The organism is Streptomyces fractus (assembly GCF_049844455.1).
In the GTDB taxonomy this organism is placed as follows: domain Bacteria; phylum Actinomycetota; class Actinomycetes; order Streptomycetales; family Streptomycetaceae; genus Streptomyces; species Streptomyces fractus.
The window spans coordinates 6,087,497-6,113,776 of record NZ_JBMYHI010000002.1 but is presented as its reverse complement, the minus strand read 5'-3'; the positions used below and the strand labels follow the sequence as shown (position 1 = coordinate 6,113,776).

Here is a 26,280-nt window from a genome sequence, read left to right as displayed (position 1 = left end):
GACTTTCTCTGCGGTGTTTCCCTGCACCGCCAAGGGTACGGCGCGGGTACGACAACGCCGAGCGGGTTTCACGTACGCCCGTCATGCGCCGAGCCGTGGCGGACGCGGCGTGGCTACGCCGACCGTCCGAAACCGATGGTCGGGACCGCGCGGCGCAAGGGCCACGATCGGGACGTGTCCGGGAGGAGGGGGGACAGGAAGGCGTAGCGGTCCAGGGCACAGCGGTTCTGGTGGTCGTTGGAGCGGACCTCCTTCCACCACGCCGCGATCTCCGACCAGCCGGGGGCCGAGAGGGAGCCGCCGAATTCCTGGACCGAGAGGGCCGCGGTGAGGCCGGCGAAGGCGAGGCGGTCGGCGAGGGGCCAGCCGGCGAGGGTTCCGGTGACGAAGCCGGCGACGAAGACGTCGCCGGCGCCGGTCGGGTCGAGTGCCTCGACCTCGATGGCCGGGACGGAGGCCGTCTCGCCGGTCCGCCCGTCCACCGCGTACGCGCCTTCGGCGCCGAGCGTGACGACAGCCACCGGTACGTGTTCGGTGAGCGCGTGCGCCGCGGCCCGCGGACAGGACGTACGGGTGTAGCGCATCGCCTCCTGCGCGTTCGGCAGGAACGCCTCGCAGTGCCGCAGGCCGGGCAGCGCCGCGAGGTCCCAGCGGCCGGTGTCGTCCCAGCCCACGTCGGCGAAGATCTGCGTTCCGGAACGCGCGGCGGTCGCGACCCACGGCTCCTCGGCACCGGGCACGAGCGAGGCGACGGCGGCCCTGGCGTGCGGCGGGCAGTCCGGCGCGGGTTCCACGGGCGGCGGCTCGTGCCCGTGGCTCACCATCGTGCGTTCGCCCTCGTACGCCATGGACACGGTGACGGGCGAGTGCCAGCCCGGCACGGTCCGCGCGTAGCTGAGGTCGATGCCCTCGCCATGTTCGAGGGCGTCCCAGCAGTACTCGCCGTAGTGGTCGTCGCCGAACGCCGCGGCGAGCGAGGTGCGCAGGCCGAGCCGGGCGAGCGCCGTCGCCATGTTCGCGATCCCGCCGGGGCTGGACCCCATGCCGCGCGCCCACGATTCCGTCCCCCGCACGGGCGCGCTGTCGAGGCCGGTGAAGATGATGTCGAGGAAGACCGTGCCGGTGAGATAGACGTCGTAGGGCGGGTCGGCCGTGGTGCGCAGCGCCGCGAGAGGGTCCGTTCTGGGTCGTGTGGAGGTCACGTCGCGCTCCCTGGGTGGTACGGGTCCGGACAGTGTGCACGACCGGATCGCGTACCACGGCGGACGACATCAACCTGTCACGAAGCGGTGTCGGGGGCGGTCCCGGCCGGGATTACGATCGGCGCATGTCGGAGAGCGCGGCCAGACAACAGTGGGACGGCGAGCCGCAGCGCGGGGTGCGTGAGGTGAAGTCGGCCGCGCGGACGGTCGATCTGCTCGATGTGCTCGCCGCTCGTGGCGACCGGCCGGCCCGTCTTCAGGAGCTGGCCGATGAGCTCGCGGTGCCGCGCAGTTCCATGTACGCGTTGTTGCAGACGCTGATCGCGCGCGGCTGGGTGCGTACGGATGTGACGGGCTCGCTGTACGGCATCGGTATCCGCGCCCTGCTGACCGGCACCAGCTATCTGGACACGGATCCGTACGTGCGTTCCGTGCGGCCGTTCCTCGACGAGGCGTCGGACGCGCTCGGCGAGACGATCCACCTGGGGCGTCTCGACGGTTTCGACGTGGCGTATCTGGCGACCCGTGAGTCGCACGAATACCTGCGCACGATCAGCCGGGTGGGCCGCAGGCTGCCGGCGCACATCGGCGCGCTGGGCAAGGCGCTGCTCGCCGAGCGCCCGGACGACGAGTTGCCGCCGGGTCCGTACGAGCGGTCCACCGGGCGTACGCACGCCACGCGTGAGGCGCTCGCGGCCGATCTCGCGGTGATCCGGGAGCGCGGTTACTCGGTCGACCGGGAGGAGGGTGTCGACGGCATCGTCGGCTTCGGTTTCGCGTTGCGTTACGCGATCCCGGCGCACGACGCGATCAGCTGCTCGGTGCCGGTGGTCCGGCTGACGCCGGAGCACGAGGAGCGGATCGTGGCGGTCATGCGTGAGCTCCGCGCGAAGATCGAGGCGACGGCGCACCGGGGTTCTTCGGGCGTTCCCGACTGGCGCTGACCTCGCGAAAAGGGCCTCTTCTGCCCGGCCGAACCACCCCCAAACCGAATGTGTCACGCGTCACACGGCCCCGGCTTCCATGCACCCCCCATGGACTTGATACAAATTGGCCGCGCCCACGTCCCCGGTTCGGTCCCGTTCGCAAAGACGTCGCGCTTCCCAACTCCCCTGCCTTAGCACCCCCTTGCCCAAAACAGCGTCCAAGGCAAGGGGCCCGTCCTAGGAACGCCCGTGTCCCCGCGTACGCCCCGGCCCGCGCTCATCGCCCTCTTCACGGCCGGCTATCTCGCCGCCTATCTCCTGCCCACCATCGTCGGCAGAGTCGCCGACAGCCTGCGGCTCTCTCCCACTCAGGCCGGTCTCATCGGCAGTGCGCTGCTGCTGAGTTCGGCCGCCGCGGGCCTCACGCTCGCGGCCCGCGTCGAACGGGTCGGTACCCGCAGGGCGGCCCGGGCCGGACTGCTGCTCGCCGTCGTCGGCTACGGCGTCGCGGCCCTCGCCACCAGCACTCCGCTGCTCGTCGCGGGTGCGATGGTCGGCGGCTTCGGCTCGGGCACGGCGACGGCGGTCGCGGCCACCGGGATCGCCGCCCAGAAGGACCCGCACCGCGCCTCGACGCTCGGCCTGCTGACCGTGTCCGCGCTGGCGTGCGCCCTCTATCTGACGATCCCGCGGGTCAGCGAGGGCAGCTTCCTGCCGTTCGCGGCGCTCGCGGTCACCGCGCTCGTGGTGTGGCCCGCGACGCGCGGTCTCGCGGGACCGGCCACCCCGGACAACTGCGCGGCCCCGGCCCCCAAGTCCCCGCTCCCCCACGCCCGTTCGGGCCTGCTCCTCGCCGGGGCGCTGGTGTGCTGGTCGATGGCGCAGAACGCGCTGTGGGGTGTCAGCAGCCGCATCGGCACCGAACAGGCGGGCCTGTCCGAGGTCGCGGTCGGCTCGGTCTTCGCGGTGGGGCTCGGCGTCGGGCTGCTCGGCGTGATCGGCGCGGGCGCGGTCGGCGTCCGCCTGGGCCGCGCGCTGCCCATCGGCGCGGGCACCGCGGTGATCGCCTGCTGCGTCCTGCTCAGCGCCCGCGCGGACGGCCTCGCGTCCTTCGCCACGGGCGAGATCGCCTGGAACACCCTCTACCCGGTCGTCCTGTCGTACGTCCTCGGCCTCGCGGCGTCGCTCGACCCGCGCGGCCGCTGGGCGGTGCTCATCGGCTCGGCGTCCTCGCTCGGTACGGCGTTCGGCCCGCTGGCCGGCAGCGTCCTGTCGCAGTCGACGGGCTTCCCGGTCATGGGCACGGTGCTCGCCGTCGCGCTGCTGCTGCTCGCGGTGCCGCTCACCGCGGTGGCCCTGCACACCGGCGGCCGCCCGCTGTTCGCGGGGGCCGCACGGCGCCACAGCGGTGCCCCCGTCGGTGCGATCGTGCCGCCGTCGGGTGTGCTGGAGCAGCCGGTGGTCGAGCTGTTCGACATCGAGGTGCCCGCGGCCGAGACGCCCGCGTTCACGACCTCGTTCACGGCGGTGGGCCCCGACGGCGTCGAGCCGGAGCCCGAGCCGTCGGCGCGGCGTCAGCCGGAGATGTCGTCCAGTTCGTACGCCTCGACCTCGGCGATGTAGCGCGCCCGGAGCGCTTCCTCCTCCTCGCTGCCGTCGAGGAAGGACGCCACGAACGAGTTGCGGGCCAGTTCCCGTACTCGTTCGTGGTCGAGGGCGAGGGCCTCGTGGACGGCGTGGAAGGTGTCGCCGGCGTAGCCGCCGAAGTAGGACGGGTCGTCGGAGTTGACCGTGCAGAGCAGGCCCGCGTCCATCATCTTGGGCAGCGGGTGGTCCTCCAGCATGTCGATGGCGCGCAGCCGCACGTTCGACAGCGGGCACAGCGTGAGCGGGATCCGGTCCCGTACGAGCCGCCGCACGAGCTCGGGGTCCTCCAGGGACCGCAGCCCGTGGTCGACGCGCTCGACGCCGAGGATGTCCAGGGCCTCCCACACGTACGACGGGTCGCCCTCCTCGCCCGCGTGGGCGACCTTGCGCAGGCCGAGTTCGCCCGCGGCCTCGTACACCTCGCGAAACCTGGACGCGGGGTTGCCGACCTCGGCGGAGTCGAGGCCGACGCCGACGATGCGGTCCAGGTACGGCTTCGCGGCCTCCAGGGTCTCCATGGCCGACTCGGCGGACCGGTCGCGCAGGAAGCACATGATGAGCTTGGTCGAGATCCCGTGCCGCTCCTCGCTGCGCGCGAGCGCCCGGTGCAGCCCGTCGACGACGGTGCCCATCGCCACGCCCCGCGCGGCGTGCGCCTGCGGGTCGAAGAAGATCTCGGCGTGGCGGACGCCCTGTTCGGCGGCGCGCGCGAGATAGGCGTCGGCGAGCGCCTCGAAGTCGTCCTCGGTGACGAGGACGGCCATCAGCGAGTAGTAGAGGTCGAGGAAGGACTGCAGGTCGGCGAAGAGATACGCGGTCCGCAGTTCCTCGGTGTCGGCGTACGGCAGGGTGATGCCGTTGCGCCGGGCGAGTTCGAAGGCGAGCTCGGGTTCGAGGGTGCCTTCGATGTGCAGGTGGAGCTCGGCCTTGGGGATGCGCGCGAGTGGTGCGAGTGACATCCGACCAGCGTACGCAGAGGTCGGGCGCTGGGCTCAGCGACGCTTCGGTACGGGGACGCGGTCCAGGTCGCGGGCGACCGTCAGCTCCCCGTCGAACCCGGCGGCGCGGGCCTGCCGGGCGAACTCCTCGGGGTCGGTGTAGCGCTGGCTGAAGTGGGTGAGGACGAGGTGGCGCACCCCGGCGTCCCGGGCGACGCGGGCGGCCTGCCCCGCGGTCAAGTGGCCGTGGTCGGTGGCCAGTTGCTCGTCCTCGTCGAGGAAGGTCGACTCGATGACGAGCAGGTCGCACCCTTCGGCGAGCGCGTCCACGCCCTCGCACAGCCGGGTGTCCATCACGAACGCGACGCGCTGTCCGCGCCGCGCCTCGCTCACCTCGTCGAGCGTGACGCCCCGCAGGGCGCCCTCCTTCTGGAGCCGCCCGACGTCGGGCCCCGCGATGCCGTGCGCGGCGAGCCGCTCGGGCAGCATGCGGCGCCCGTCGGGCTCGACGAGGCGGTAGCCGTACGACTCGACGGGGTGCGAAAGGCGCCGTGCCTCCAGCCGGTACGCGGGGGTGTCCGCGAGCACCGCCCCCTCCCCGGCCACCGGTTCCTCCGCGATGTCGACGGTCTCCCGGTACGCGGTGGAGTACCGCAGCCGGTCGAAGAACCGCTGTCCGGACGCCGGGTAGTGCGCGGTCACCGCGTGCGGCACCCGGTCGAGGTTGATCCGCTGGATGACGCCCGCGAGGCCGAGGGAGTGGTCGCCGTGGAAGTGCGTGACGCAGATCCGGTCGATGTCGTGCGCCGCCACACCGGCGCGCAGCATCTGCCGCTGGGTGCCCTCGCCGGGGTCGAAGAGGATGCCCTCGCTGTCCCAGCGGAGCAGGTAGCCGTTGTGGTTGCGCTGCCGCGTCGGCACCTGGCTCGCGGTGCCGAGCACGACGAATTCACGTACGGACACGGGGAGTCGGTCCTGTCGTCCTTGTCGGCTATCCCGGGGGCCACTGGAGGCCGCGGCCGCCGAGGACGTGGGCGTGTGCGTGGAAGACGGTCTGGCCCGCGCCGCTGCCGGTGTTGAACACGATCCGGTAGCTGTCCAGCTTCTCCTCCTTGGCGACCTCGCCGGCCTCGCGCAGCACGTCGGCGGCGATGGCCGGTTCGGCGGCGGCGAGCGAGGCGGCGTCCGGGTGGTGGACGCGCGGGATGACCAGGACGTGGGTGGGGGCCTGGGGGTTGATGTCCCGGAACGCGACGGTGGACTCCGTCTCCCGGACCAGGGTGGCGGGGACGTCCCCGTTGGCGATCTTGCAGAACAGGCAGTCATCCATGACTGCATCGTATCGATCTCGCCCCCACGGGGTTGCGCCCCGGGGGCTCCGCCCCCAGCCCCCCGCTGCTCAATCGCCGCAGGGGCTTGATAGATCAAGCCCCGCCGGCGATTGAGGCGCGGGTCCGGGGCAGAGCCCCGAGACGTCAACCACTACTCCGCCGAAGCCCGCGGCAGCGTCGGCGCCGACTTCGCCGGGTTCTCCGCAAGCGCCGCCAGGGCGATACGGATGGCCTCGTCGAGCTGCGGGTCGCGGCCCGCCGCCGCGTCCTGCGGGGCCAGGACCACCTCCACGTCCGGGTCCACGCCATGGTTCTCCAGACCCCACCCGTAACCCTCCATCCAGGTCGCGTACTTGGGCTGGGTGACCAGCGTTCCGTCCACGAGGCGGTACCGGCTGTCGATGCCGATGACGCCGCCCCAGGTGCGTACGCCGACGACGGGGCCGATGCCGAGCGCCTTGATCGCCGCGTTGACGATGTCGCCGTCCGAGCCGGAGAACTCGTTGGCCACGGCGACGACCGGACCGCGCGGCGCGTCCATCGGGTACGTGAAGGGGCGGCTGTCGCGCGGCAGGTCCCAGCCCACGACGCGACGCGCCAGCTTCTCGACGACGAGCTGCGACGTGTGCCCGCCCCGGTTCTCGCGGACGTCCACGACGAGGCCCTCGCGCGCGACCTCCACGCTGAGGTCCCGGTGGATCTGGGCCCAGCCGGGCGCCTGCATGTCCGGGACGTGCAGATAGCCGAGCCGCCCCTCCGACTGCCGGTGCACGTACGCCCGCCGGTCCGCGACCCACGCGTGGTACCGCAGCGGTTCCTCGTCGTCGAGCGGCACGACGATGACGTGGCGCGGGTCGCCGCCCCCGGCCGGGGACACCGTCAGCTCGACCGGCTTGTCGGCGGTGCCGACCAGCAGCGGCGCGAGCCCGGTCACCGGGTCGACCGCCCGCCCGCCGACCGCGACGATCGCGTCCCCGGCGCGCACGGCGACACCGGGCGCGGTGAGCGGGGAGCGGGCGCGCGGGTCGGAGGTCTCGGAGGGCAGCACCCGGTCGATCCGCCAACTGCCGTCCTCGTGCCGGGAGATGTCCGCGCCGAGCAGCCCCTGCCGGCGCGCGGCGGAGCCCCGACCGCCTCTCGGTGTCACATACGCGTGCGAGGTGCCGAGCTCACCCTGCACCTCCCACAGCAGGTCGACGAGGTCGTCGTGCGTGGCGACCCGGTCGAGCACCGGTCGGTAGCGGTCCAACACCCCGTCCCAGTCGACGCCGTTCATGTCGGCGCGCCAGAAGTTGTCCCGCATGAGGCGTCCTGCCTCGTCGTACATCTGCCGCCACTCGGCCGCCGGGTCGACGATCTGGCTGACCCGGGAGAGGTCGACGGTGATGTTCGTGTCGCTGTCGTCGTCGTGCGCGGGCCGCCGGTCGCTGGGGACGACCTTCAGGGCCTCGCCGGTCCACAACAGGACCCGCTTGCCGTCGCCCGTGACCTCGAAGTGGTCGGCGTCGGCGCCGATCTCCTCGACGCGCTGCTGGACCAGGTCGTAGCGCTCCAGGCGGGTCTTGGGCTCCGGCGCGTCGAGACCGGCGCGGGAGTCGCCGAGCACACCGCGCAGGGGATGCCGCAGCCACAGCACGCCGTCCTTGGCGGTACGCAGCCTCGTGTAGGTCGCGGCCTCCACCGGGAACGGCACGATGCGGTCGAGCAGTCCCTCCAGGTCGACGCGGGTCGCGGGCGCGCCCTCGCTGTCGGGCGTCTCGGCCCCGGGAGCTTCGGGGGTGTCGAAGGGGCGGCCGTGCCGCTGCGGGCCGAACGGCGAGGGCGTCGTCGCGGCGAGCGTGATCAGGTACGGCCGCGAGCCGCTGACGAACGCGAGGTCGAAGGCGTGCTCGTCGTAGACCGGGTCGAAGGAGCGCCCCGACAGGAACGCCAGGTGCTTGCCGTCGAGCGTGAACGCGGGCGCGTAGTCCCGGAACCGGAGCGGGGTCGCCTCGCTGACGGACAGGTCGGTGGCGTTGGCGAGCTTGAGCTGGCGCAGGTCGTGCGGGCCGGGGTGCGACCAGGCGAGCCAGGCCGAGTCCGGGGAGAACGCGAGCCCGGTCGCGTTCCCGTCCTCGCTGCGGTCCACTTCCCGTACGTCGCCGCTGTCCCGCTCGACGAGCAGGACCCGGCCGTCGTGCGAGGCCACGGCGACCCGGCCGCCGTCCGGCGCCACCGTCAGGGCGAGGACCCGGCCGAGGCGGCCCGCGCCGAGCCTGCGCGGTGTGGCGCCCGGCGCGGCCCCGGTGGCGGGCGCGAACTCCAGGGCGTCGTCGCCCTCGGCGTCCGTCACCCACACGACGTGTTCCTCGCCGTCGACGCGGAAGGTGTGCGGGAGCCGGGCCCGTACGCCCGGTTCGGCGGCGAGCGCGCGGGCGGGTCCTGCGCGGTGGGTCACCCAGTGCACGGCGCCGCGCACGTTGACGGCGCTGCCGCGTCCGGTGTGGTCGGGGGACGCGGCGCCGAACCAGTTCGCGGCATCGACGGGCCGCGGCTGACGATCGACGCGCTGGCCGCCGAGGCGGATGTCGAGCCGGCGCGCCTCCACACCCTCGTCGAGCCCGTCGACGATCCACAGTTCACCGGCGCTCGCGTAGACGACGCGGGCGCCGTCGGTGGCGGCGTGCCGCGCGTAGAAGCCGTCCACGGCGCTGTGCCGCCGCAGTTCGGTCCCGTCGGGGAGGGACGAGTACAGCGCGCCGACACCCTCGTGGTCGGAGAGGAACGCGACGCGCTCACCGACCCACATGGGGCACTCGATGTTCCCGTCGAGCTCGGCGTGCAGCCGGACGAAGTCACCCTCGCCGCCGCGGTCGATCCACAGCTTGCCCGCCGTGCCGCCCCGGTATCTCTTCCACCAGGCGGCCTCCCGCCCCATCGGTGCGGACAGCAGCAGGACCTCCGCCCCGGGCCCGTACGCGACGCCGCCCACGGGCCCGTACGGCAGGGTCTCGGCGGGGCCGCCGTCCAGCGGTACGGCCCGCGCCCAGCTGCGGCGCAGCGAAGCCTGGCCGTGGGTGGTGGTGGCGAGCACCCGCCCGTCGGGCGTCCAGCCGCGCACGCTCGTCGTCCAACTCCCCCAGTGCGTAAGGCGTTTGGCGGATCCGCCGGCCACCGGGGCGATGTGCACCTCCGGCGCCCCTTCGCGCCGGGAGGTCCAGGCGACCGTCTCGCCGTCCGGGGAGAGCCGGGGGTTGCCGACGGGCATGTTGTCGGCGCTGACCCGCCAGGCGCGGCCGCCGTCGAGGGGCGCGGCCCACACGTCGTCCTCGGCGGTGAAGACCACCAACTCGCCGTGCAGGTGCGGGAACCGGAGGTACGCAGGAGTCGTCACCCCGCCTACCTTAAATTTGGCCGCGGCCCACGTCAGCCCGTCTGATCACTCGTCGTGGAAAGTCGGCGTCACTTGCCCTGGAAAGTCGGCGGAGGCGCCGTCACCGTGACGGTCTCGGTGACCGTGCTCGTGGAACCCGGCTGCGGCTCCTGCGGCTTCGGGTCCTGCGAAGGCGCGGGGTCCTGCGAGGGGGCCGGCTGCTGTGTGTCGGGCGGGGCCGAAGTGCTGCCGTTCGCCGCGCAGTTGCCGAGCACGCCGTAGCTGAACCACACCTTGCCGTCGATGCGCGCGATGGTCTTCCCCCGCACACACTTGCCGGAGACGACCCCGTACACCCACCCCTGCACGGTGATGTCCTTGCCGTCCTTGGTCTTCCCCCGGCAGTCGACCTTCACCTCGCTGGGCGCCGAGCCGCCGGACGGCGTGGGGCCGCTGTACACGCCGGTACAGCTGAGCCAGGAGACCTTGCCGTGCTGCCGGTTCAGCTCGACGGTGGCCTGCTGGTCGGTGGTCGCCGCGGCCTCGGACGGGCTGAGGTCGCCCTCGATCGGCTGACACGCGACGCCCGTGGCGACGACGGCAGCGACGAGGACGAGCCCGCCGAACCCTCTCGATCCCCGCATGCACGGCAGAATGCCAGCGGACGTACGGAGTCGGTAGTGCGGTTGAAGCCACTGTGAGCGCGGCCCGCCAAAGGGGGGTTAACCCCAGCGTCCCGTACGCCCCAGCAGCAACGCCACCGCCGCCGTTCCGGCCGTGGACGTGCGCAGAACGCTGCGCCCGAGGCGCATCGGGCGCGCCCCGGCCTCCTCGAACACCGTCAACTCCTCGGGCGACACGCCGCCTTCGGGGCCGACGACGAGCACGATGTCGCCGCTGTCCGGAAGTTCGGCCGAAGCCAGCGCCCCGCTCGGGGCGTCCCGGTCCTCGTGCAGCACCGCCGCGAAGTCCGCGCCCGCGAGCAGCGCGGCGACCTCCTTCGTCGTCGCGGCCTCCCCGACGACCGGAAACCGCACCCGCCGCGACTGCTTCCCGGCCTCCCGCGCGGTGGCCCGCCACTTGCCGAGCGCCTTGAGCCCGCGCTCGCCGCGCCACTGCGTGATGCAGCGGGACGCGGCCCACGGCACGATCGCGTCGACGCCGGTCTCGGTCATGGTCTCGACGGCGAGTTCGCCCCGGTCGCCCTTGGGCAGTGCCTGGACGACGGTGATCCGCGGCGCCTCGTCGGGCTCCACCCGCACGGGCCCGGCGTCGACCTGGAGCCGGTCCTTGCCCTCGCTGCCGGTGACGACGGCCTCGCACCACGAGCCGAGGCCGTCGGTGAGGGTCACGGTCTCCCCGGCGCGCAGCCGCTTCACGGAGACGGCATGGCGCCCCTCGGGTCCGTCGAGCACATACGCGCGGTCGCCGGGAACGTCCCCCTCGACGACGAAAACCGGAGCGGTCATCAGGCGGCGCCCCGCTGCGTCAGCGCGGCCCTGGCGGCCTCGAACTCGGCGGCGAGGACCTCCACGAGCTGCCCGGCCGGCAGCTCCCGCGCGAGCCGGTGCCCCTGCCCCGCCCACAGCGCCATGCCCTGCGGGTCACCGGCCTTGGCGGCGGCCTTGCGCAGCGGCGACGTCATGTGGTGGACCTGCGGGTACGCGGCGGGGGCGTAGGGGCCGTGCTCGCGCATGAACCGGTTGACGAGCCCGCGCGCGGGCCGCCCGGAGAAGGCACGCGTCAGTTCGGTCCGGTTGAACAGCGGGTCGGTCATGGCCTGCTTGTGCGGCTCCGGCGCCCCGGACTCCGGGGTGACCAGGAACGCGGTGCCGAGCTGCGCGAGGTCGGCGCCGGCCGCGAGCACCGCGGCGATCTGCGCGCCGCGCATGATGCCGCCGGCGGCGATGATCGGCAGCTGCACGGCCTCGCGGACCTGCGCGATCAGCGAGAGCAGCCCGATGCCGCTCCCGTCGGCCTCGGGGTTGTCCCGGTGCGTGCCCTGATGCCCGCCGGCCTCGATGCCCTGTACGCACACCAGGTCGGCGCCGGCCTCCTGCGCGGCCTGCGCCTCCTCCACCGTCGTGACGGTGACCCCGACCTTCGTGCCGACGCGCTGGAGTGCCTGGACGACCTCGCGGCGGGGGCAGCCGAAGGTGAAGGTGACCAGCGACACGGGGTCGTCGACGAGGATCGCGAGCTTGGCCTCGTAGCCGTCGTCGCCGCAGCTGTCGGTGTCGCCGAGCGGGGTGCGGTACCAGGCGGCCTCACCGGTGAGCTGGCTGCGGTACACCTCGACGGTGGCCGGGTCCGCGTGCTCGGTCTGCGGCATGAAGAGGTTGACGCCGAAAGGCCTGCCGGTCAGCGCCCGCAGCTGTTTGATCTCCTGGTACATCCCGTCGGCCGTTTTGTACCCGGCGGCGAGGAACCCGAGCCCGCCCGCCTCGGCCACGGCGGCGACCAACGCGGGGTGTGAGGCGCCGCCCGCCATGGGGGCCTGCACGATCGGAAGTGGGCAGAGATCGGTCAGTGCGGAGGACATGACCGCATCGTGCCACGTCCCCTCCGGGCGGCCGAATCGACCCGGCCCCCGTCCCCACACGCCGCGGGGCTCCGCCCCGGACCCCGCTGCTCAATCGCCGCAGGGGCTTGAGATGGTCGACCAAATCAAGCCCCGCCGGCGATTGAGGCGCGGGGTCCGGGGCGGAGCCCCGAGGCCGTAACGCCGGTGCGGCATCAACGGCCGTTGAACGCGTCCTTCAGCCGGGAGAAAAGACCTTGCTGGCCCGGCTGGAACTGCCCCGTGGGCCGCTCCTCGCCACGCAACTTGGCCAGCTCGCGCAGCACCCGCTCCTGCTCCGGGTCCAGCTTCTGCGGCGTCATGACCTCGACGTGCACGATGAGGTCGCCACGGCCGCCGCCCCGCAGATGCGTGACACCACGCCCGTGCAGCGGAACCGACTGGCCGGACTGCGTGCCCGGCCGGATGTCGATCTCCTCCGTGCCGTCGAGCGTCTCCAGCGGCACCTTCGTGCCGAGGGCCGCCGCCGTCATCGGGATCGTGACCGTGCAGTGCAGATCGTCGCCGCGCCGCTGGAAGGTCGGGTGCGGGAGCTCGTGGATCTCCACGTAGAGGTCGCCGGCGGGGCCGCCGCCGGGGCCGACCTCGCCCTCGCCCGCGAGCTGGATCCGCGTGCCGTTGTCCACACCGGCCGGGATCTTCACCGTCAGCGTGCGACGCGACCGGATGCGGCCGTCGCCGGCGCACTCCGGGCACGGCGTCGGGACGACGGTCCCGAAGCCCTGGCACTGCGGGCACGGCCGCGAGGTCATGACCTGGCCGAGGAAGGACCGCGTCACCTGCGAGACCTCACCGCGACCGCGACACATGTCGCAGGTCTGCGCGGAGGTCCCGGGCGCCGCGCCCTCACCGCTGCAGGTCGTACAGACCACAGCCGTGTCGACCTGGATGTCCTTGGTGGTGCCGAAGGCGGCCTCGTCCAGCTCGACCTCGAGCCGGATCATGGCGTCCTGGCCACGGCGCGTACGGGACCGGGGTCCGCGCTGCGACGCCGTGCCGAAGAAGGCATCCATGATGTCCGAGAAGTTCCCGAACCCGCCCTGCCCGAAGCCGCCGGCCCCGCCTCCGCCGGACTGCGACAGGGGGTCGCCCCCGAGGTCGTAGACCTGCTTCTTCTGCGGGTCGGAGAGCACCTCGTAGGCGGCGTTGATCTCCTTGAACCGCTCCTGGGTCTTCGGATCCGGATTCACGTCCGGGTGCAGCTCGCGGGCGAGCCTCCGAAAAGCCTTCTTGATCTCGTCCTGGGAAGCGTCGCGGCGCACGCCGAGTACGGCGTAGTAGTCCGTGGCCACTTACGACTCCGCCAGGATCTGTCCGACGTAACGTGCCACTGCGCGTACTGCTCCCATCGTTCCCGGGTAATCCATGCGGGTCGGTCCGACCACGCCGAGCTTGGCCACTGCCTCGCCGCCCGAACCGTAGCCGACCGACACGACGGACGTGGAGTTGAGTCCCTCATGGGCGTTCTCGTGACCGATCCGTACGGCCATGCCCGAATCTCCCAGCTCGCCAAGGAGCTTGAGGAGCACGACCTGCTCCTCCAAGGCTTCCAGAACGGGCCGGATGGTGAGGGGAAAATCATGTCCGAAGCGAGTGAGATTGGCGGTTCCGCCGATCATCAGCCGCTCCTCGGTCTCCTCGACGAGTGTCTCCAGAAGTGTGGAGAGCACCGTGGAGACCGTGCCCCGGTCCTCCTGCTCGAAGGCGTCCGGCAGGTCCTGCACCAGCTGCGGCACGTCGGCGAACCTGCGGCCCGCGACGCGGCTGTTCAGCCGGGCCCGCAGGTCCGCAAGGGACGACTCGCCGAACGGTGCCGGGCAGTCGATCATCCGCTGCTCCACGCGCCCGGTGTCCGTGATCAGTACGAGCATCAGACGGGCGGGCGCGAGCGAGAGCAGCTCGACATGGCGCACGGTGGACCGGGTCAGGGACGGGTACTGGACGATCGCCACCTGCCGCGTGAGCTGCGCGAGCAGCCGCACGGTGCGTCCGACGACGTCGTCGAGATCGACGGCGCCGTCCAGGAAGTTCTGGATGGCGCGCCGCTCGGGCGCGGCCATCGGCTTCACGGCGGTGAGCTTGTCGACGAAGAGGCGGTAGCCCTTGTCGGTGGGGATCCGCCCGGCACTGGTGTGCGGCTGGGCGATGAATCCCTCGTCCTCCAGGGCCGCCATGTCGTTGCGCACGGTCGCCGGCGAGACCCCGAGCTTGTGCCGCTCGGTGAGCGCCTTGGAGCCGACGGGCTCCTCCGTGCCGACATAGTCCTGAACGATGGCGCGCAGCACTTCGAGCCTGCGTTCGTTGAGCATCGGCGCACACCTCCAGAAACAGCCGCCGCGATCGTTGCTTGCGATCTTCCTGCTTTGGCACTCCCTATGGGCGAGTGCCAATCGTCCCCGGCTCAGTGTACGGCCGGTGGGTACGGGCCCGGCAAGGGCGCTAGCGTCCAGGTATGGAGCTTGCACGACGTATCGATTGGGACTCGGTGGGCTGGGAGGGGCTCGCGCCGGGTGTGGGGCGGGTGCGGTTGCCGGGGCTCGACTGCACGAGCGGCCTCGTCGTCGGTGAAGATGCGGCGCTCTTGATCGACACCGGATCCTCACTCCGTGAAGGCGCCCGGCTGCGCGCCGACGCCCGCACGCTCCTCGGGGCACACCGAAGAGTGACCCATGTCGCGTTGACCCACCCGCACTTCGACCACGTGCTCGGCACGGCCGCGTTCGCGGGCGTCGAGGTGTACGGGGCGGTGGGCATCGACGCCCTGTTCGCGCGCGGCGCCGAGGCACTGCGCGCCGACGCCGTGCGGCACGGGCTGGCCCCGGACGCGGCGGCCGAGGCGGTCGACGTCCTCGTCACCCCGCCGCACCGGGTGTGCGGCGAGTGGACGCTCGACCTGGGCGGCGGCCTGACGGTGCTGCTCGCCAACATCGGGCCGGCGCACAGCGGCCACGACCTGGCGGTGCTCGTCCCCGGCGGCCCGGAGATCGTCTTCTGCGGCGACCTCGTCGAGGAGTCGGGCGAGCCGCAGGCGGGCCCGGACGCGGCGCCGCGCCACTGGCCGGCCGCGCTCGACCGGCTGCTCGACCTCGGCGGCGAGGACGCGGTGTACGTTCCGGGGCACGGTTCGACGGTGAATGCGGAGTTCGTCCGCGCGCAACGCGCCACATTGGCGACACGTTTCGGCGTGTCGTAGCCGGGGACCTGCGACTTCTCTTATCGTCCCTCGAATGCGCCAGTACTCAGCCGACCTGACACCCCCATGGAAGCGGAACAAGCCGGTTCCCGAGGTCCCGGCCGAGCCGGACCTCGTCGTCGAGGAGGTCGGCACGGGCTTCTGCGGAGCGGTGATCCGGGTCGAGAAGACGGCGCAGGGGCCGACAGTGACCCTGGAGGACCGCTTCGGCAAGCTCCGGGTCTTCCCGATGGAGCCGCGCGGCTTCATGATCGACGGCAAGGTCGTCACCCTCGTACGCCCCTCGGGCCCTGCCCCGACCCGCCCCCTGCGCAGCGCGTCCGGCTCGGTGGCGGTCCCCGGTGCCCGCGCGCGGGTGGCGCGAGCGGGCCGCATCTACGTGGAGGGCAAGCACGACGCCGAGCTCATCGAGCGGGTCTGGGGCCACGACCTGCGCGTCGAGGGCGTGGCGGTGGAGTTCCTGGAGGGCGTCGACGACCTCCCGGCGGTCGTCTCCGAGTTCGCCCCGGGCCCGGACGCGCGGCTCGGGGTCCTGGTGGACCACCTGGTGCCGGGCTCGAAGGAGTGGCGCATCGCCCAGTCGGTGACGAGTGACCACGCGCTGGTCGTGGGCCACCCATACATCGACATCTGGGAGGCGGTGAAGCCGTCGTCCGTGGGCATCGAGGCGTGGCCCCGCGTCCCGCGCGGCCAGGACTGGAAGACGGGCGTGTGCCGGGCGCTCGGCTGGCGGGTGGCGAACACGGGTGAGGCCTGGCAGCGCATCCTGTCCCAGGTCCGCACGTACAAGGACCTGGAGCCGGAGCTGCTCGGCCGCGTCGAAGAGCTGATCGACTTCGTGACGGCTCCCGAGTAACGCGGCCCGCACCGGGGTTGCGCCCTGGATTGATGATGCCGCCACCGCCTTGGGCAATCTGCCGCCTTGGGCGGCAGGGTGGGCAAGGCGGCACCCCGGTGCCGCGCGACGAGACGACGGCGTGAAGTCAGTCGACCAGGTCGCGGACCACGGCGTCCGCCAGCAGGCGACCGCGCAGGGTCAGCACGGCCCGGCCGGCGGCGAACGGTTCCGGTTCCAACAGCCCGTCCCGCAGAGCGCCTCGCGCCGCCGCGAGCCCATCGGGCCGGAGCAGCTCCAACGGGCAGCCGTCACGGAGCCGCAGCTCAAGGAGGATCCGCTCGACCCGGCGGTCCTCCTCCGCGAGCACCTCCCGCCCGGCTCCGGGCGACCGCCCCTCCGCGAGCGCCGCCGCGTACGCGCCAGGGTGCTTCACGTTCCACCACCGCACCCCGCCCACATGCGAGTGCGCCCCGGGCCCGGCCCCCCACCAGTCGGCCCCGCGCCAGTACAGCTCGTTGTGGAGGCAGCGGCCGGCCTCGGACGTCGCCCAGTTCGACACCTCGTACCAGTCGAACCCGGCCGCGCCGAGGACCTCGTCGGCGATCAGGTAGCGGTCCGCGTGCACGTCGTCGTCGGTCATCGGCACCTCGCCGCGCCGGATCCGCCGCGCGAGCTGCGTGCCCTCCTCGACGATCAGCGCGTAGGCGCTGACGTGGTCGGGCCCCGCCCCGAGCGCCGCGTCCAGCGAGGCCCGCCAGTCGTCGTCCGTCTCGCCCGGCGTGCCGTAGATGAGGTCGAGGTTCACGTGGTCGAACCCGGCCGCCCGCGCCTCCGCGACGCAGGCCTCGGGCCGCCCCGGCGTGTGCGTACGGTCGAGGACCTTCAGCACGTGCTGGCGGGCGCTCTGCATCCCGAACGAGATCCGGTTGAAGCCGCCGGCCCGCAGCTCCGCCAGGTACGCCTGGTCCACCGACTCCGGATTCGCCTCGGTCGTGATCTCCGCGTCGTCAGCGAGCCCGAACTCGTCGCGGACCGCCGCGAGCATCCGTACGAGATCGGCGGCCGGCAGCAGCGTCGGCGTACCGCCGCCGACGAACACGGTGCGGACCGGGCGCGGGTCGTCGCCGAGCACCTTGCGCGCGAGGCGCACCTCGTCGATCAGCGTCGCCGCGTAGTTGTCACGGGACGCGAGCACGCCTCCCGTGCCGCGCAGCTCGGTGGCCGTGTACGTGTTGAAGTCGCAGTAGCCGCAGCGCGTGGCGCAGTACGGGACGTGCAGGTAGAAGCCGAGGGGTCGGGACCCGGCTCCGGCGAGGGCGGACGCGGGCAGCGAACCGTCGTCGGGCACGGGCTCACCATCGGGAAGTGCGGAAGGCATGACCCCATTGTCCCGCCTCGCCGGCGGTCACTGCGCCTGGAGCACCAGCAGCGCCAGGTCGTCGTCCGGCGGGTTGTCCCCGAAGGCGTGCACGAGGCGCCGGATCCGCTCCGCGAGCAGCGGCGCCGTCAGGCCCGCACACCCGGCGAGGGCCTGCGCGAGCCCGTCCCCGTCGTCGAACTGGAGGGCCCCGCGGCGCCGCTCCGTCACCCCGTCGGTGACGCCCAGGAGCGTGTCCCCGGTGCGCATCATGAACGTTTCGCTCGTGTAGTCCGGGTCGTCGACGACGCCGAGCAGCATCTGCGACGTGGCCGCGGCGACGACCTCGCCGCCGGGCCGCATGAGCAGCGGCAGCGGATGTCCGGCGGAGGCGAGGGTGCAGAGCACGCCGTCCTCGGTGGGGGTCAGCTCGCCGTAGAGGAGCGACAGGAAGCGGGAGGTGGAGCCCTCGGGCGGCACGCCGCGCCCGTCGGCCGCGGCGAGGGCGCGGGCCGCGGCGTCGGAGGCCTCGGTCGCGTCGTCGAGCAGCAGCCGGTTGAGCCGGTCGAGGACCTGCGAGACCTGGTACTCCTCGCGCGCGAGGAGCCGCAGCCAGGGCCGCACGAGCCCGATGACGACGGCGGCCTCGGGGCCCTTTCCCTGGACGTCGCCGAGCGCGAAGCACCAGCGTCCCGCGCCGGCCGGGAACACGTCGTAGAAGTCGCCGCCGGGGCCGCCCGCCTCCTTCGGCTCGTACACGAGGGCGCTCTTCACGCCGGGGATCTCCGCCATGGAGGTGGGGAGCAGGCCGCGTTGCAGGATGCGGCTGATGGTGGCCTGGCGGGTGAAGCGGCGGGCCGCGCTGACGGCGAGGGCGACGCGCCGGCTGAAGTCCTCGACGAGGCCGGTGACCTCGTCGGGGAAGCGGTGCAGCCCGGCCCTTCCGATCAGCAGGATGCCGAGGGCGCGGCCGCCGGCGGACAGCCGGTAGGCGAGCGCCGAGCCGGTGTCCTCCGGGACGAGGCCGCCCCGTGCGTCGAAGGGCCAGGGCACCGGTACGGCGCCGGAGAGGCGGTCGGGCAGCCGCGGGGGTTCCTTCTCCAGGAGTCCGCGGAGCTCCTCGATGCGGTGCTCCTGGGTGTGCCAGACGCGGGCCAGGCGGGGCGCGGGCATGGGGTCGGCGCCCCGCATGTCGTGCTCGACGGTGCCCGGCAGGCCGCGCCCCTCCTCCTCGTAGAACCAGATGGCGCACCAGTCGGCGAGCCGCGGCACGAGGAGCTGGCCGACGAGCGCGGCGACCATGTCCTCGTCGAGCTGGCCCGCGAGCAGGTCGGAGGCCTCGGCGAGGAAGGAGAGCGCGCCGCGGTTGATCCAGTCCTGGTCCTGGGGTGCGCGCCGGGAGGCGGGCGCCAGGATCTCCGCGGCGCGCAGGCCCCTTTGCAGGCTGCGCGCGTGGGCCGGGGTGTCGGGGATCTCCGCGGCGGAGGGCGGGTCGTCGGCGGGGATGCGGGCCCAGACGGTCTTGGTGCCGTGCCCGTAGGTGATGCCCCACAACTCGGCGAGAGAGGCGACGAGTTGGAGGCCGCGGCCGAACTCGGGGGTCTCCGGCGAGCGGAACGCCCGGTCGTTGCGGACGGCGCGGGCCGGGTGCCGGTCGGTGACCTCGACGACGAGTCCGGCGGCGACGCTGCCGTCCGCGGCGGCGCCCTCCAGGCGGCACAGAAGGTCGACTCCGGTGCCGGCGTGCACGACGGCGTTGGTGACGAGTTCGCTGAGCACGACGGTCGCGTCGTCCATGAGGCGGCCGTCGAGGGTCAAGGACACCGAGAGGCCGGGCAGTTCGGTCCAGTCGGCGAACGCGGCCCGCAGGAAACGGCGGGCCGCCGCGGGCGCGAGCGGGTTCCCGGGCAGCGATGTGCGCGCGACTATCGGCTCCCCGGCCGGCTGGTCCGGCGCGTCCGGGGGGCTGAAGGCGTTCTCCCGCTGGATCGGAATGGAACCCACGTTTCGGCTCCTGAGTAGTTGTGGCAAAGACGCCTCAGGCGACACCGACAGGGTGACAGACTGACCCCGCCCATAAGCGCGGAGTTACCTAAGTAGGCCGCTATGAGTGAGAACAGTGGTATGCGTGCACTTCAGAAGGGCCACGGTGACGAAGCCATCAACCCGGGCGACCTCCGGCCGCTGCTGGCCGCGCTGACGGCCGCCCGGGACGGCACGTTCACGCATGTTCCGGCCACCGCGGACGGACTCGTCGGTGAACTCGCCGCGACATTCAACCAGCTCGCGGACCGCAGCGTGCACTTCAACGCCGAACTCGCGCGGGTGCGGCGGGAGATCACCCGGCACGGCAGGCTCGACGAGCGGCTTGAGGCGAGCCCGGGGCAGGGTGCCTGGGTGACCCGAGTCGGCGACGTAAACACCATCATCGACGCGCTCGTGGCGCCGACCGCGAACGCCACGCGGGTGCTGGAAGCGGTGGCGGGCGGTGATCTGACCCAGCGCGTCGACCTGCATGACGGTTCGCGCCAACTCCAGGGTGACTTACGCAGGTTGGGCCGTTCGGTCAATAAAATGGTGGACCAGCTCTCCCTGTTCACCGGCGAGGTGACCCGGGTGGCCCGCGAGGTCGGCACCGAGGGGCGGCTCGGCGGGCGCGCCAAGGTGACTGGTCTGTCCGGGAGTTGGCGCGCCGTGACCGAGGCGGTCAACACCATGGCGTCGCGGCTCACGGCGCAGGTGCGGGACATCGCGCTCGTGACGACGGCAGTGGCGCAGGGCGACCTGACGCGCACGGTGACGATCGAGGCGACGGGCGAGCTGCTCGAACTGAAGCTGACCGTGAACACGATGGTCGACCAGCTCTCCGCGTTCGCCGACGAGGTGACACGGGTGGCCCGCGAGGTCGGCACCGAGGGCCAGCTCGGCGGCCGCGCCCAGGTCCGCGGCGTGTCCGGCGTCTGGAAGGACCTCACCGACAACGTCAACTTCATGGCGTCGAACCTGACCTCCCAGGTCCGCAACATCGCGCAGGTCACGACGGCCGTGGCCGACGGGGATCTGAGCCAGAAGATCACCGTCGGCGCCCAGGGCGAGATCCTGGAGCTCAAGTCGACGATCAACACGATGGTCGACCAGCTCTCCGCCTTCGCCGACGAGGTGACACGGGTGGCCCGCGAGGTCGGCACCGAGGGCCAGCTCGGCGGCCGCGCCCAGGTCCGCGGCGTGTCCGGCGTCTGGAAGGACCTCACCGACAACGTCAACTTCATGGCCGACAACCTGACGTCGCAGGTGCGCAACATCGCGCTCGTGTCGACGGCGGTGGCCCAGGGCGACCTCGGCAAGAAGATCACCGTCGAGGCGAAGGGCGAGATCCTCGAACTCAAGTCGACGATCAACACGATGGTCGACCAGCTCTCCGCCTTCGCCGACGAGGTCACCCGCGTCGCCCGCGAGGTCGGCACCGAGGGCAACCTCGGCGGCCAGGCCCAGGTCCGCGGCGTATCGGGCGTCTGGAAGGACCTCACGGACAACGTCAACTTCATGGCGTCGAACCTGACCTCCCAGGTCCGCAACATCGCGCAGGTCACGACGGCCGTGGCCCAGGGCGACCTCGGCAAGAAGATCTCGGTCGACGCGCGCGGCGAGATCCTGGAGCTGAAGGACACCGTCAACACGATGGTGGAGCAGCTGCGCGGCTTCGCCGACGAGGTGACACGGGTGGCCCGCGAGGTCGGCACCGACGGCAGACTCGGCGGGAGGGCGACCGTCCACGGGGTGTCAGGCGTCTGGAAGGACCTCACGGACAACGTCAACTACATGGCGGACAACCTGACGTCGCAGGTGCGGAACATCGCACAGGTCGCCACCGCCGTCGCGCAGGGCGACCTCTCCAAGAAGATCGACGTCGACGCGCGCGGCGAGATCCTCGAACTGAAGACGACGATCAACACGATGGTCGACACGCTCTCCTCGTTCTCCTCCGAGGTGACCCGGGTGGCCCGCGAGGTGGGCTCTCAGGGCCAGTTGGGCGGCCAGGCGCGGGTCGAGGGCGTCTACGGCACGTGGAAGCGCCTGACGACGAACGTGAACGAGCTGGCGCTGAACCTGACCACGCAGGTCCGCGCCATCGCCGAGGTCGCCTCCGCGGTGACCTCGGGCGACATGTCCCGCTCGATCACGGTCGACGCGCAGGGCGAGGTCGCCGAGCTCAAGGACAACATCAACCTGATGGTGGCCAACCTCCGCGAGACGACCCGCGCGAAGGACTGGCTCGAGTCGAACCTGGCCCGCCTCGCCGCGCTGATGCAGGGCCACCGCGACCTGATGGAGGTCGCCGACCTGATCCTGCGCGAGCTGACCCCGCTGGTGAACGCCCAGTACGGCGCCTTCTTCCTCGCCGAGGAGGACGAGGACGGCGCCGGTCAGCCAACCGCCGTGCGTACCAAGGGACTTGCGTACATCGCGGGGTACGGCTCAGGCTCCGCCTCGGTCATCGACACAGGCGGGATGCCGGTCCACGGCCTCGTACGGCAGGCGGCCCTGGAGAAGAAGCGGATCCTGGTGGAGGAGGTGCCGCCGGACTACATCAACATCAACAGCGGGCTCGGCGAGGCGGCGCCCGCGTCGGTCGTGATCATCCCGATCCTCTTCGAGGACAAGCTCCTCGGCGTCATCGAGCTCGCCTCCTTCTCCCGCTTCTCCGACGTCCACCTGGCGTTCTTCGACCAGTTCGTGAACACCATCGGCGTCGCCATCAACACCATCATCGCCAACTCCCGCACCGAGTCCCTGCTCGGCGAGTCCCAGCGCCTCGCCATCCAGCTCCAGGAGCGTTCGGACGAACTCCAACGCCAACAGGCCGAGTTGCAGCGGTCGAACTCCCAACTGGAGGAGAAGGCAGCCCTGTTGGCGACCTCCTCGCAGTACAAGTCGGAGTTCCTGGCGAACATGTCGCACGAGCTGCGCACCCCGCTCAACTCCCTGCTCATCCTGGCCCGGCTGCTCTCCGACAACCCCGACGGTCATCTCAACGACCAGGAGGTCCAGTTCGCGGCGACGATCCACCGCTCCGGCTCGGACCTGTTGCAGCTCATCAACGACATCCTCGACCTGTCGAAGATCGAGGCCGGCCGGATGGACGTACGCCCCAAGAGGCTCCCGCTCATCAAGGTCCTCGACTACGTCCACGCGACCTTCCGGCCCATCACCCTCGACCGCGGCCTCGCCTTCGAGGTGTCGGTCGGCGAGGACGTGCCGCGCGAGATGTTCTCCGACGAGCAGCGCCTCCAGCAGATCCTGCGCAACCTCCTGTCGAACGCGATCAAGTTCACCGCGCAGGGCCGGGTCGAACTGCGGGTCCGCCTGGTCAAGACCTCCGAGGGGACACAGCCTGGCGACGGCGACGATCTGCTCGCCTTCGCCGTCACCGACACCGGGATCGGCATCCCGCGCGACAAACTCGCCGTCGTCTTCGAGGCGTTCCAGCAGGCCGACGGCACGACGAACCGCAAGTACGGCGGCACGGGCCTCGGCCTGTCCATCAGCCGGGAGATCTCCGCGCTGCTCGGCGGCCACATCGTCGCGGAGAGCGAACCCGGCGAGGGCTCCACCTTCACGCTGTACGTCCCCGTGCGCTGCCCCGGGCACGAGCCGCCCGGGGAGGAGTCGCCGCGCCTGCCGCAGACGGCTCTCGTGCCCGAACAGGGATTCCCCACGGACATGTACGCCCCGCCGCAGCCGCTGGAGCAGGAGGACAACTGGCCGGCGCCGACGAAGCTGGAGCAGTGGAAGACGGGCAGGCCGGGCCTGGTCCTGCCGGGCCGCCGCGTCCTGATCGTCGACGACGACATCCGCAACGTCTTCGCGCTCACCCATGTCCTCGGCCGGGTCGGCATGCCGGTCCTGTACGCGGAGAACGGCCGCGAGGGCATCGAGACGCTGGAGAGCCACCCCGATGTCGAAATCGTCCTGATGGACATCATGATGCCCGAGATGGACGGCTACGAGACGATCTCCGCCATCCGCGGTACGCCGAGGTGGGCCGGGCTGCCCATCGTGGCACTCACCGCCAAGGCCATGCCCGGCGACCGCGAGAAGTCGATCGCCAAGGGCGCGAACGATTACGTACCGAAACCGGTGGACGTCGACCAGTTGCTGAACGTCGTGTGCGAGCTGCTGGCCCCCGAGGAGACGGACCCGTCCGCCACCGAGGTCTCCGGTACCCCGGCGACCACTGAATGAGGCACCCGCATCATGACCACTGCAGAGTCCACTTCAACGGATCGGGCCAGCATCCTCCTCGTCGACGACATGGAGGACAACCTGACCGCACTCGAAGCCGTCCTGGGTCCGCTCAACGAGCCGCTGGTCAGGGCCCGTTCGGGCGAGGAGGCGATGAAGGCGCTGCTGCGCAGGCAGTTCGCCGTCGTCCTCCTGGACATCCGGATGCCCGGCATGGACGGCTTCGAGACGGCGACGAACATCAAGCGTCTCGACCAGACGAAGGACGTCCCGATCATCTTCCTGACGGGCACGGAGGCCGACACCGGCTATGCCTTCCGCGGCTACGCGACCGGCGCCGCCGACTATCTGACCAAGCCCTTCGACCCGTGGGTGCTGCGCGCGAAGGTGACCGTCTTCCTCGACCTGCACCGCAAGAACCGCCAGCTCGAGCGTCTCCTGGCGCGCGAACACCAGCAGCTGGACAGCCTCGCGGCCCGCATGACGACGATGGAGCAGCGCCTGGCCAAGGACGAGAACCCCGACGTACGCGAACTCCGCGACGACATCGGGGAGATGAAGGAGACGCTGCGGGTGATGCGCCGGGGGTAGCGCGTCCCCACCGCAGCGTCTCCTCGGGGCGTCAGCCCTCCAGGCTCCCGGCGTACATCTCGTCGAGCAGCCCCTTGTACTCGCGCTCGACGACCGGGCGCTTCAGCTTCAGGCTGGGCGTCAGCTCGCCGTGCTCGATGTCGAGGTCGCGCGGCAGGAGCTTGAACTTCTTGATGGTCTGCCAGCGCTGCAGGCCCTCGTTGAGCTCCTTCACGTAGGCCTCGACGAGCTGCACCGTCTGCGGGGCCGCGACGACCTCCGCGTAGGAGGAGCCGCTGAGGCCGTTCTCCTTGGCCCACTCCAGGATCGACGGCTCGTCGAGCGAGATGAGGGCCGTGCAGAAGTTCCGGTCGGCTCCGTGCACCAGGATGTTGGAGACGTACGGGCACACGGCCTTGAACTGGCCCTCGACCTCGGCCGGCGCGATGTACTTGCCGCCGGACGTCTTGATCAGGTCCTTCTTGCGGTCGGTGATCCGCAGGTAGCCGTCGTTGGACAGCTCGCCGATGTCGCCCGTGTGGAACCAGCCGTCCGACTCCAGGACCTCGGCGGTCTTGTCGGGCAGGCCGTGGTAGCCCTCCATGATGCCGGGGCCGCGCAGCAGGATCTCGCCGTCGTCCGCGATCCGCACCTCGGTGCCGGGCAGCGGCTTGCCGACGGTGCCGGTGCGGTACGCCTCACCGGGGTTCACGAAGGAGGCGGCGCTGGACTCGGTCAGCCCGTAGCCCTCCAGGATGTGCACTCCGGCGCCGGCGAAGAAGTAGCCGATCTCGGGAGCGAGCGCGGCGGAGCCGGACACACACGCCCGCAGCCGCCCGCCGAAGGCCTCCCGCAGCTTGCTGTAGACGAGCGCGTCGGCGACCTTGTGCTTCGAGGAGAGCCCGAACGGCACCGAGGCGACGCCCGTACGGCGGAAGTTGTCCTGGCTGACCTTCGCGTACTCGCGCGCGACTCCTGCCGCCCACTGGAAGATCTTGTACTTGGCGCTGCCGCCGGCCCGGGCCTTCGCGGCGACACCGTTGTAGACCTTCTCGAAGATGCGCGGGACGGCGGCCATGTACGTCGGCTGCACGACCGGCAGATTCTCGATGATCTTGTCGACGCGGCCGTCGACGGCGGTGACGTGCCCGACCTCGATCTGGCCACTGGTCAGCACCTTGCCGAAGACGTGCGCGAGCGGCAGCCACAGGTACTGCACGTCCTCGCCGCCCACGAGGCCGGTCGCCGCGATGGCCTTCGCCATGTACGACCAGTTGTCGTGCGGGAGCCGGACGCCCTTGGGCCGCCCGGTGGTGCCGGAGGTGTAGATGAGCGTGGCGAGCTGGTCCTTCTCGATCGCCCCGACCCGCTCCGTCACGACGTCCGGGTTCTTCTCCAGGTACGCGGCGCCCCGCGCCTCCAGGTCCTCCAGGGTGAGCACCCAGCCGTCGGGGTCGCCCGCGTCGGGCTCGACCCCGGTCGCGTCGACCACCACGACGTGCCGCAGCTCGGGCAGCTCGGCCCGGCGCGCCCGCGCCTTGGCGAGCTGCGCGGCGTCCTCGGCGACCATCACCTTGGACTCGGAGTCGGACAGGATGAACGCCGACTCGTCCTCGTTGGTCTGCGGGTACACGGTCGTGGTCGCCGCGCCGGCGCACATGATGCCGAGGTCGGCGAGTATCCACTCGACGCGGGTCGAGGAGGCGAGCGCGACCCGCTCCTGCGGGCCCACCCCCAGCTCGACGAGGCCCGCGGCGATGGCGTACACGCGCTGCGCGGCCTGCGCCCAGCTCAGCGACTTCCAGTCGTCGGGGCCCGTGCCGGTGGCCGACGGCACCGGATAGCGGTAGGCCTCGGCGTCCGGTGTCGCCGTCACGCGCTCCAGGAAGAGATTCGCCACGGAGGGCGGACGGTTCTCGATCAGGGTCTGGGTGTCGCTCACGACGTCCTCCGGGGCCCGCGACAGTGCGGCTTGTTCAGCGGCTTGTTTAACTGGTGAGTAACCATTGGGCAGTGATCAGGGTAAGGGTCACCCGCCCGCCGCGTAAGGGGCTCCGGCCTCCGACTTCACCCAACCGCGTGCTTCGTCCTCACCCCTCACA

At 71.8% G+C, this 26,280-nt stretch carries 19 protein-coding genes; 6 read left to right on the top strand and 13 right to left on the bottom strand.

Going from position 1 to position 26,280, the window contains the following annotated elements; translation table 11 throughout:
• Positions 1-113: 113 nt before the first annotated feature.
• Complete coding sequence (locus ACP4E5_RS29585) at positions 114-1,202, bottom strand: carbohydrate kinase family protein (protein WP_425833900.1); 1,089 nt, start codon at positions 1,200-1,202, stop codon at positions 114-116.
• Between the two features lie 125 nt (positions 1,203-1,327).
• Here ACP4E5_RS29585 and ACP4E5_RS29580 point away from each other — a divergent pair, with 125 nt between their 5' ends.
• Together ACP4E5_RS29580 and ACP4E5_RS29575 are read left to right on the top strand one after the other, a co-directional pair.
• Positions 1,328-2,146, top strand: a complete 819-nt coding sequence (locus ACP4E5_RS29580; RefSeq protein ID WP_425833898.1) for an IclR family transcriptional regulator — start codon at positions 1,328-1,330, stop codon at positions 2,144-2,146.
• A 231-nt stretch (positions 2,147-2,377) separates the two neighbouring features.
• Positions 2,378-3,751, top strand: coding sequence for an MFS transporter (locus tag ACP4E5_RS29575; protein WP_425833896.1), 1,374 nt, complete (start codon positions 2,378-2,380; stop codon positions 3,749-3,751).
• On the opposite strand, the gene ACP4E5_RS29570 is transcribed toward ACP4E5_RS29575, so the two are convergent.
• The 9 genes from ACP4E5_RS29570 to hrcA all read right to left on the bottom strand — a co-directional run bounded on the left by ACP4E5_RS29570 (position 3,703) and on the right by hrcA (position 14,286).
• Entirely contained in the window at positions 3,703-4,734 is a 1,032-nt protein-coding gene (locus tag ACP4E5_RS29570; RefSeq protein WP_425833894.1) for an adenosine deaminase, read from the bottom strand. The genes ACP4E5_RS29575 and ACP4E5_RS29570 overlap by 49 nt on opposite strands.
• A 33-nt stretch (positions 4,735-4,767) precedes the next feature.
• Complete coding sequence (locus ACP4E5_RS29565; RefSeq protein ID WP_425833892.1) at positions 4,768-5,676, bottom strand: ribonuclease Z; 909 nt, start codon at positions 5,674-5,676, stop codon at positions 4,768-4,770.
• A gap of 28 nt (positions 5,677-5,704) precedes the next feature.
• Positions 5,705-6,043, bottom strand: a complete 339-nt coding sequence (locus ACP4E5_RS29560; protein ID WP_425833890.1) for a histidine triad nucleotide-binding protein — start codon at positions 6,041-6,043, stop codon at positions 5,705-5,707.
• 152 nt (positions 6,044-6,195) lie between these two features.
• On the bottom strand, positions 6,196-9,417 hold the full coding sequence (locus tag ACP4E5_RS29555) for a S41 family peptidase (RefSeq protein WP_425833888.1): 3,222 nt from the start codon (positions 9,415-9,417) through the stop codon (positions 6,196-6,198).
• 68 nt (positions 9,418-9,485) lie between these two features.
• Positions 9,486-10,040 carry a hypothetical protein gene (locus tag ACP4E5_RS29550; RefSeq protein ID WP_425833886.1) on the bottom strand — a complete coding sequence of 185 codons (555 nt, stop codon included), beginning with the start codon at positions 10,038-10,040 and terminating at the stop codon, positions 9,486-9,488.
• Between the two features lie 78 nt (positions 10,041-10,118).
• Complete coding sequence (locus ACP4E5_RS29545; RefSeq protein ID WP_425833884.1) at positions 10,119-10,865, bottom strand: 16S rRNA (uracil(1498)-N(3))-methyltransferase; 747 nt, start codon at positions 10,863-10,865, stop codon at positions 10,119-10,121.
• Positions 10,865-11,938 carry a nitronate monooxygenase gene (locus tag ACP4E5_RS29540; RefSeq protein ID WP_425833882.1) on the bottom strand — a complete coding sequence of 358 codons (1,074 nt, stop codon included), beginning with the start codon at positions 11,936-11,938 and terminating at the stop codon, positions 10,865-10,867. Before ACP4E5_RS29540 ends, ACP4E5_RS29545 begins: the two co-directional genes overlap by 1 nt.
• A gap of 194 nt (positions 11,939-12,132) precedes the next feature.
• A complete protein-coding gene (dnaJ, locus tag ACP4E5_RS29535) occupies positions 12,133-13,269 on the bottom strand; it encodes a molecular chaperone DnaJ (protein ID WP_425833880.1) in 1,137 nt (378 codons plus the stop codon).
• Positions 13,270-14,286, bottom strand: coding sequence for a heat-inducible transcriptional repressor HrcA (gene hrcA, locus ACP4E5_RS29530; protein WP_425833878.1), 1,017 nt, complete (start codon positions 14,284-14,286; stop codon positions 13,270-13,272).
• 143 nt (positions 14,287-14,429) lie between these two features.
• On the opposite strand from hrcA, the gene ACP4E5_RS29525 reads away from it, so the two are divergent.
• Positions 14,430-15,170 carry an MBL fold metallo-hydrolase gene (locus ACP4E5_RS29525; protein WP_425833876.1) on the top strand — a complete coding sequence of 247 codons (741 nt, stop codon included), beginning with the start codon at positions 14,430-14,432 and terminating at the stop codon, positions 15,168-15,170.
• Positions 15,171-15,204: 34 nt separating this feature from the next.
• Complete coding sequence (locus tag ACP4E5_RS29520; protein ID WP_425833874.1) at positions 15,205-16,026, top strand: DUF3097 domain-containing protein; 822 nt, start codon at positions 15,205-15,207, stop codon at positions 16,024-16,026.
• Between the two features lie 127 nt (positions 16,027-16,153).
• Here ACP4E5_RS29520 and hemW read toward each other — a convergent pair whose 3' ends face one another.
• Both hemW and ACP4E5_RS29510 read right to left on the bottom strand, forming a co-directional pair.
• Positions 16,154-17,386: a radical SAM family heme chaperone HemW gene (hemW, locus tag ACP4E5_RS29515; RefSeq protein ID WP_425833872.1), complete on the bottom strand. Its 1,233-nt coding sequence runs from the start codon at positions 17,384-17,386 to the stop codon at positions 16,154-16,156.
• 27 nt (positions 17,387-17,413) lie between these two features.
• Positions 17,414-19,369 (bottom strand): SpoIIE family protein phosphatase, encoded by a 1,956-nt coding sequence (locus ACP4E5_RS29510; RefSeq protein ID WP_425833870.1) that lies wholly within the window; start codon positions 19,367-19,369, stop codon positions 17,414-17,416.
• A 102-nt stretch (positions 19,370-19,471) separates the two neighbouring features.
• Here ACP4E5_RS29510 and ACP4E5_RS29505 point away from each other — a divergent pair, with 102 nt between their 5' ends.
• Complete coding sequence (locus tag ACP4E5_RS29505; protein WP_425833868.1) at positions 19,472-23,608, top strand: HAMP domain-containing protein; 4,137 nt, start codon at positions 19,472-19,474, stop codon at positions 23,606-23,608.
• 12 nt (positions 23,609-23,620) lie between these two features.
• The gene (locus ACP4E5_RS29500) at positions 23,621-24,199 is read left to right on the top strand and encodes a response regulator (protein WP_425833866.1); all 579 of its coding nucleotides are present in this window, start codon (positions 23,621-23,623) and stop codon (positions 24,197-24,199) included.
• 31 nt (positions 24,200-24,230) lie between these two features.
• On the opposite strand, the gene ACP4E5_RS29495 is transcribed toward ACP4E5_RS29500, so the two are convergent.
• Positions 24,231-26,120 (bottom strand): AMP-dependent synthetase/ligase, encoded by a 1,890-nt coding sequence (locus ACP4E5_RS29495; protein WP_425833864.1) that lies wholly within the window; start codon positions 26,118-26,120, stop codon positions 24,231-24,233.
• Positions 26,121-26,280: the final 160 nt, after the last annotated feature.

Coding starts and splice junctions, on each gene's coding strand:
- ACP4E5_RS29580 (WP_425833898.1), top strand. CDS start 1,328: ATGTCGGAGAGCGCGGCCAGACAACAGTGGGACGGCGAGCCGCAGCGC.
- ACP4E5_RS29570 (WP_425833894.1), bottom strand. CDS start 4,734: ATGTCACTCGCACCACTCGCGCGCATCCCCAAGGCCGAGCTCCACCTG.
- ACP4E5_RS29560 (WP_425833890.1), bottom strand. CDS start 6,043: ATGGATGACTGCCTGTTCTGCAAGATCGCCAACGGGGACGTCCCCGCC.
- ACP4E5_RS29550 (WP_425833886.1), bottom strand. CDS start 10,040: ATGCGGGGATCGAGAGGGTTCGGCGGGCTCGTCCTCGTCGCTGCCGTC.
- ACP4E5_RS29545 (WP_425833884.1), bottom strand. CDS start 10,865: ATGACCGCTCCGGTTTTCGTCGTCGAGGGGGACGTTCCCGGCGACCGC.
- ACP4E5_RS29540 (WP_425833882.1), bottom strand. CDS start 11,938: ATGTCCTCCGCACTGACCGATCTCTGCCCACTTCCGATCGTGCAGGCC.
- hrcA (WP_425833878.1), bottom strand. CDS start 14,286: ATGCTCAACGAACGCAGGCTCGAAGTGCTGCGCGCCATCGTTCAGGAC.
- ACP4E5_RS29525 (WP_425833876.1), top strand. CDS start 14,430: ATGGAGCTTGCACGACGTATCGATTGGGACTCGGTGGGCTGGGAGGGG.
- ACP4E5_RS29520 (WP_425833874.1), top strand. CDS start 15,205: ATGCGCCAGTACTCAGCCGACCTGACACCCCCATGGAAGCGGAACAAG.
- hemW (WP_425833872.1), bottom strand. CDS start 17,386: ATGCCTTCCGCACTTCCCGATGGTGAGCCCGTGCCCGACGACGGTTCG.
- ACP4E5_RS29505 (WP_425833868.1), top strand. CDS start 19,472: ATGAGTGAGAACAGTGGTATGCGTGCACTTCAGAAGGGCCACGGTGAC.
- ACP4E5_RS29500 (WP_425833866.1), top strand. CDS start 23,621: ATGACCACTGCAGAGTCCACTTCAACGGATCGGGCCAGCATCCTCCTC.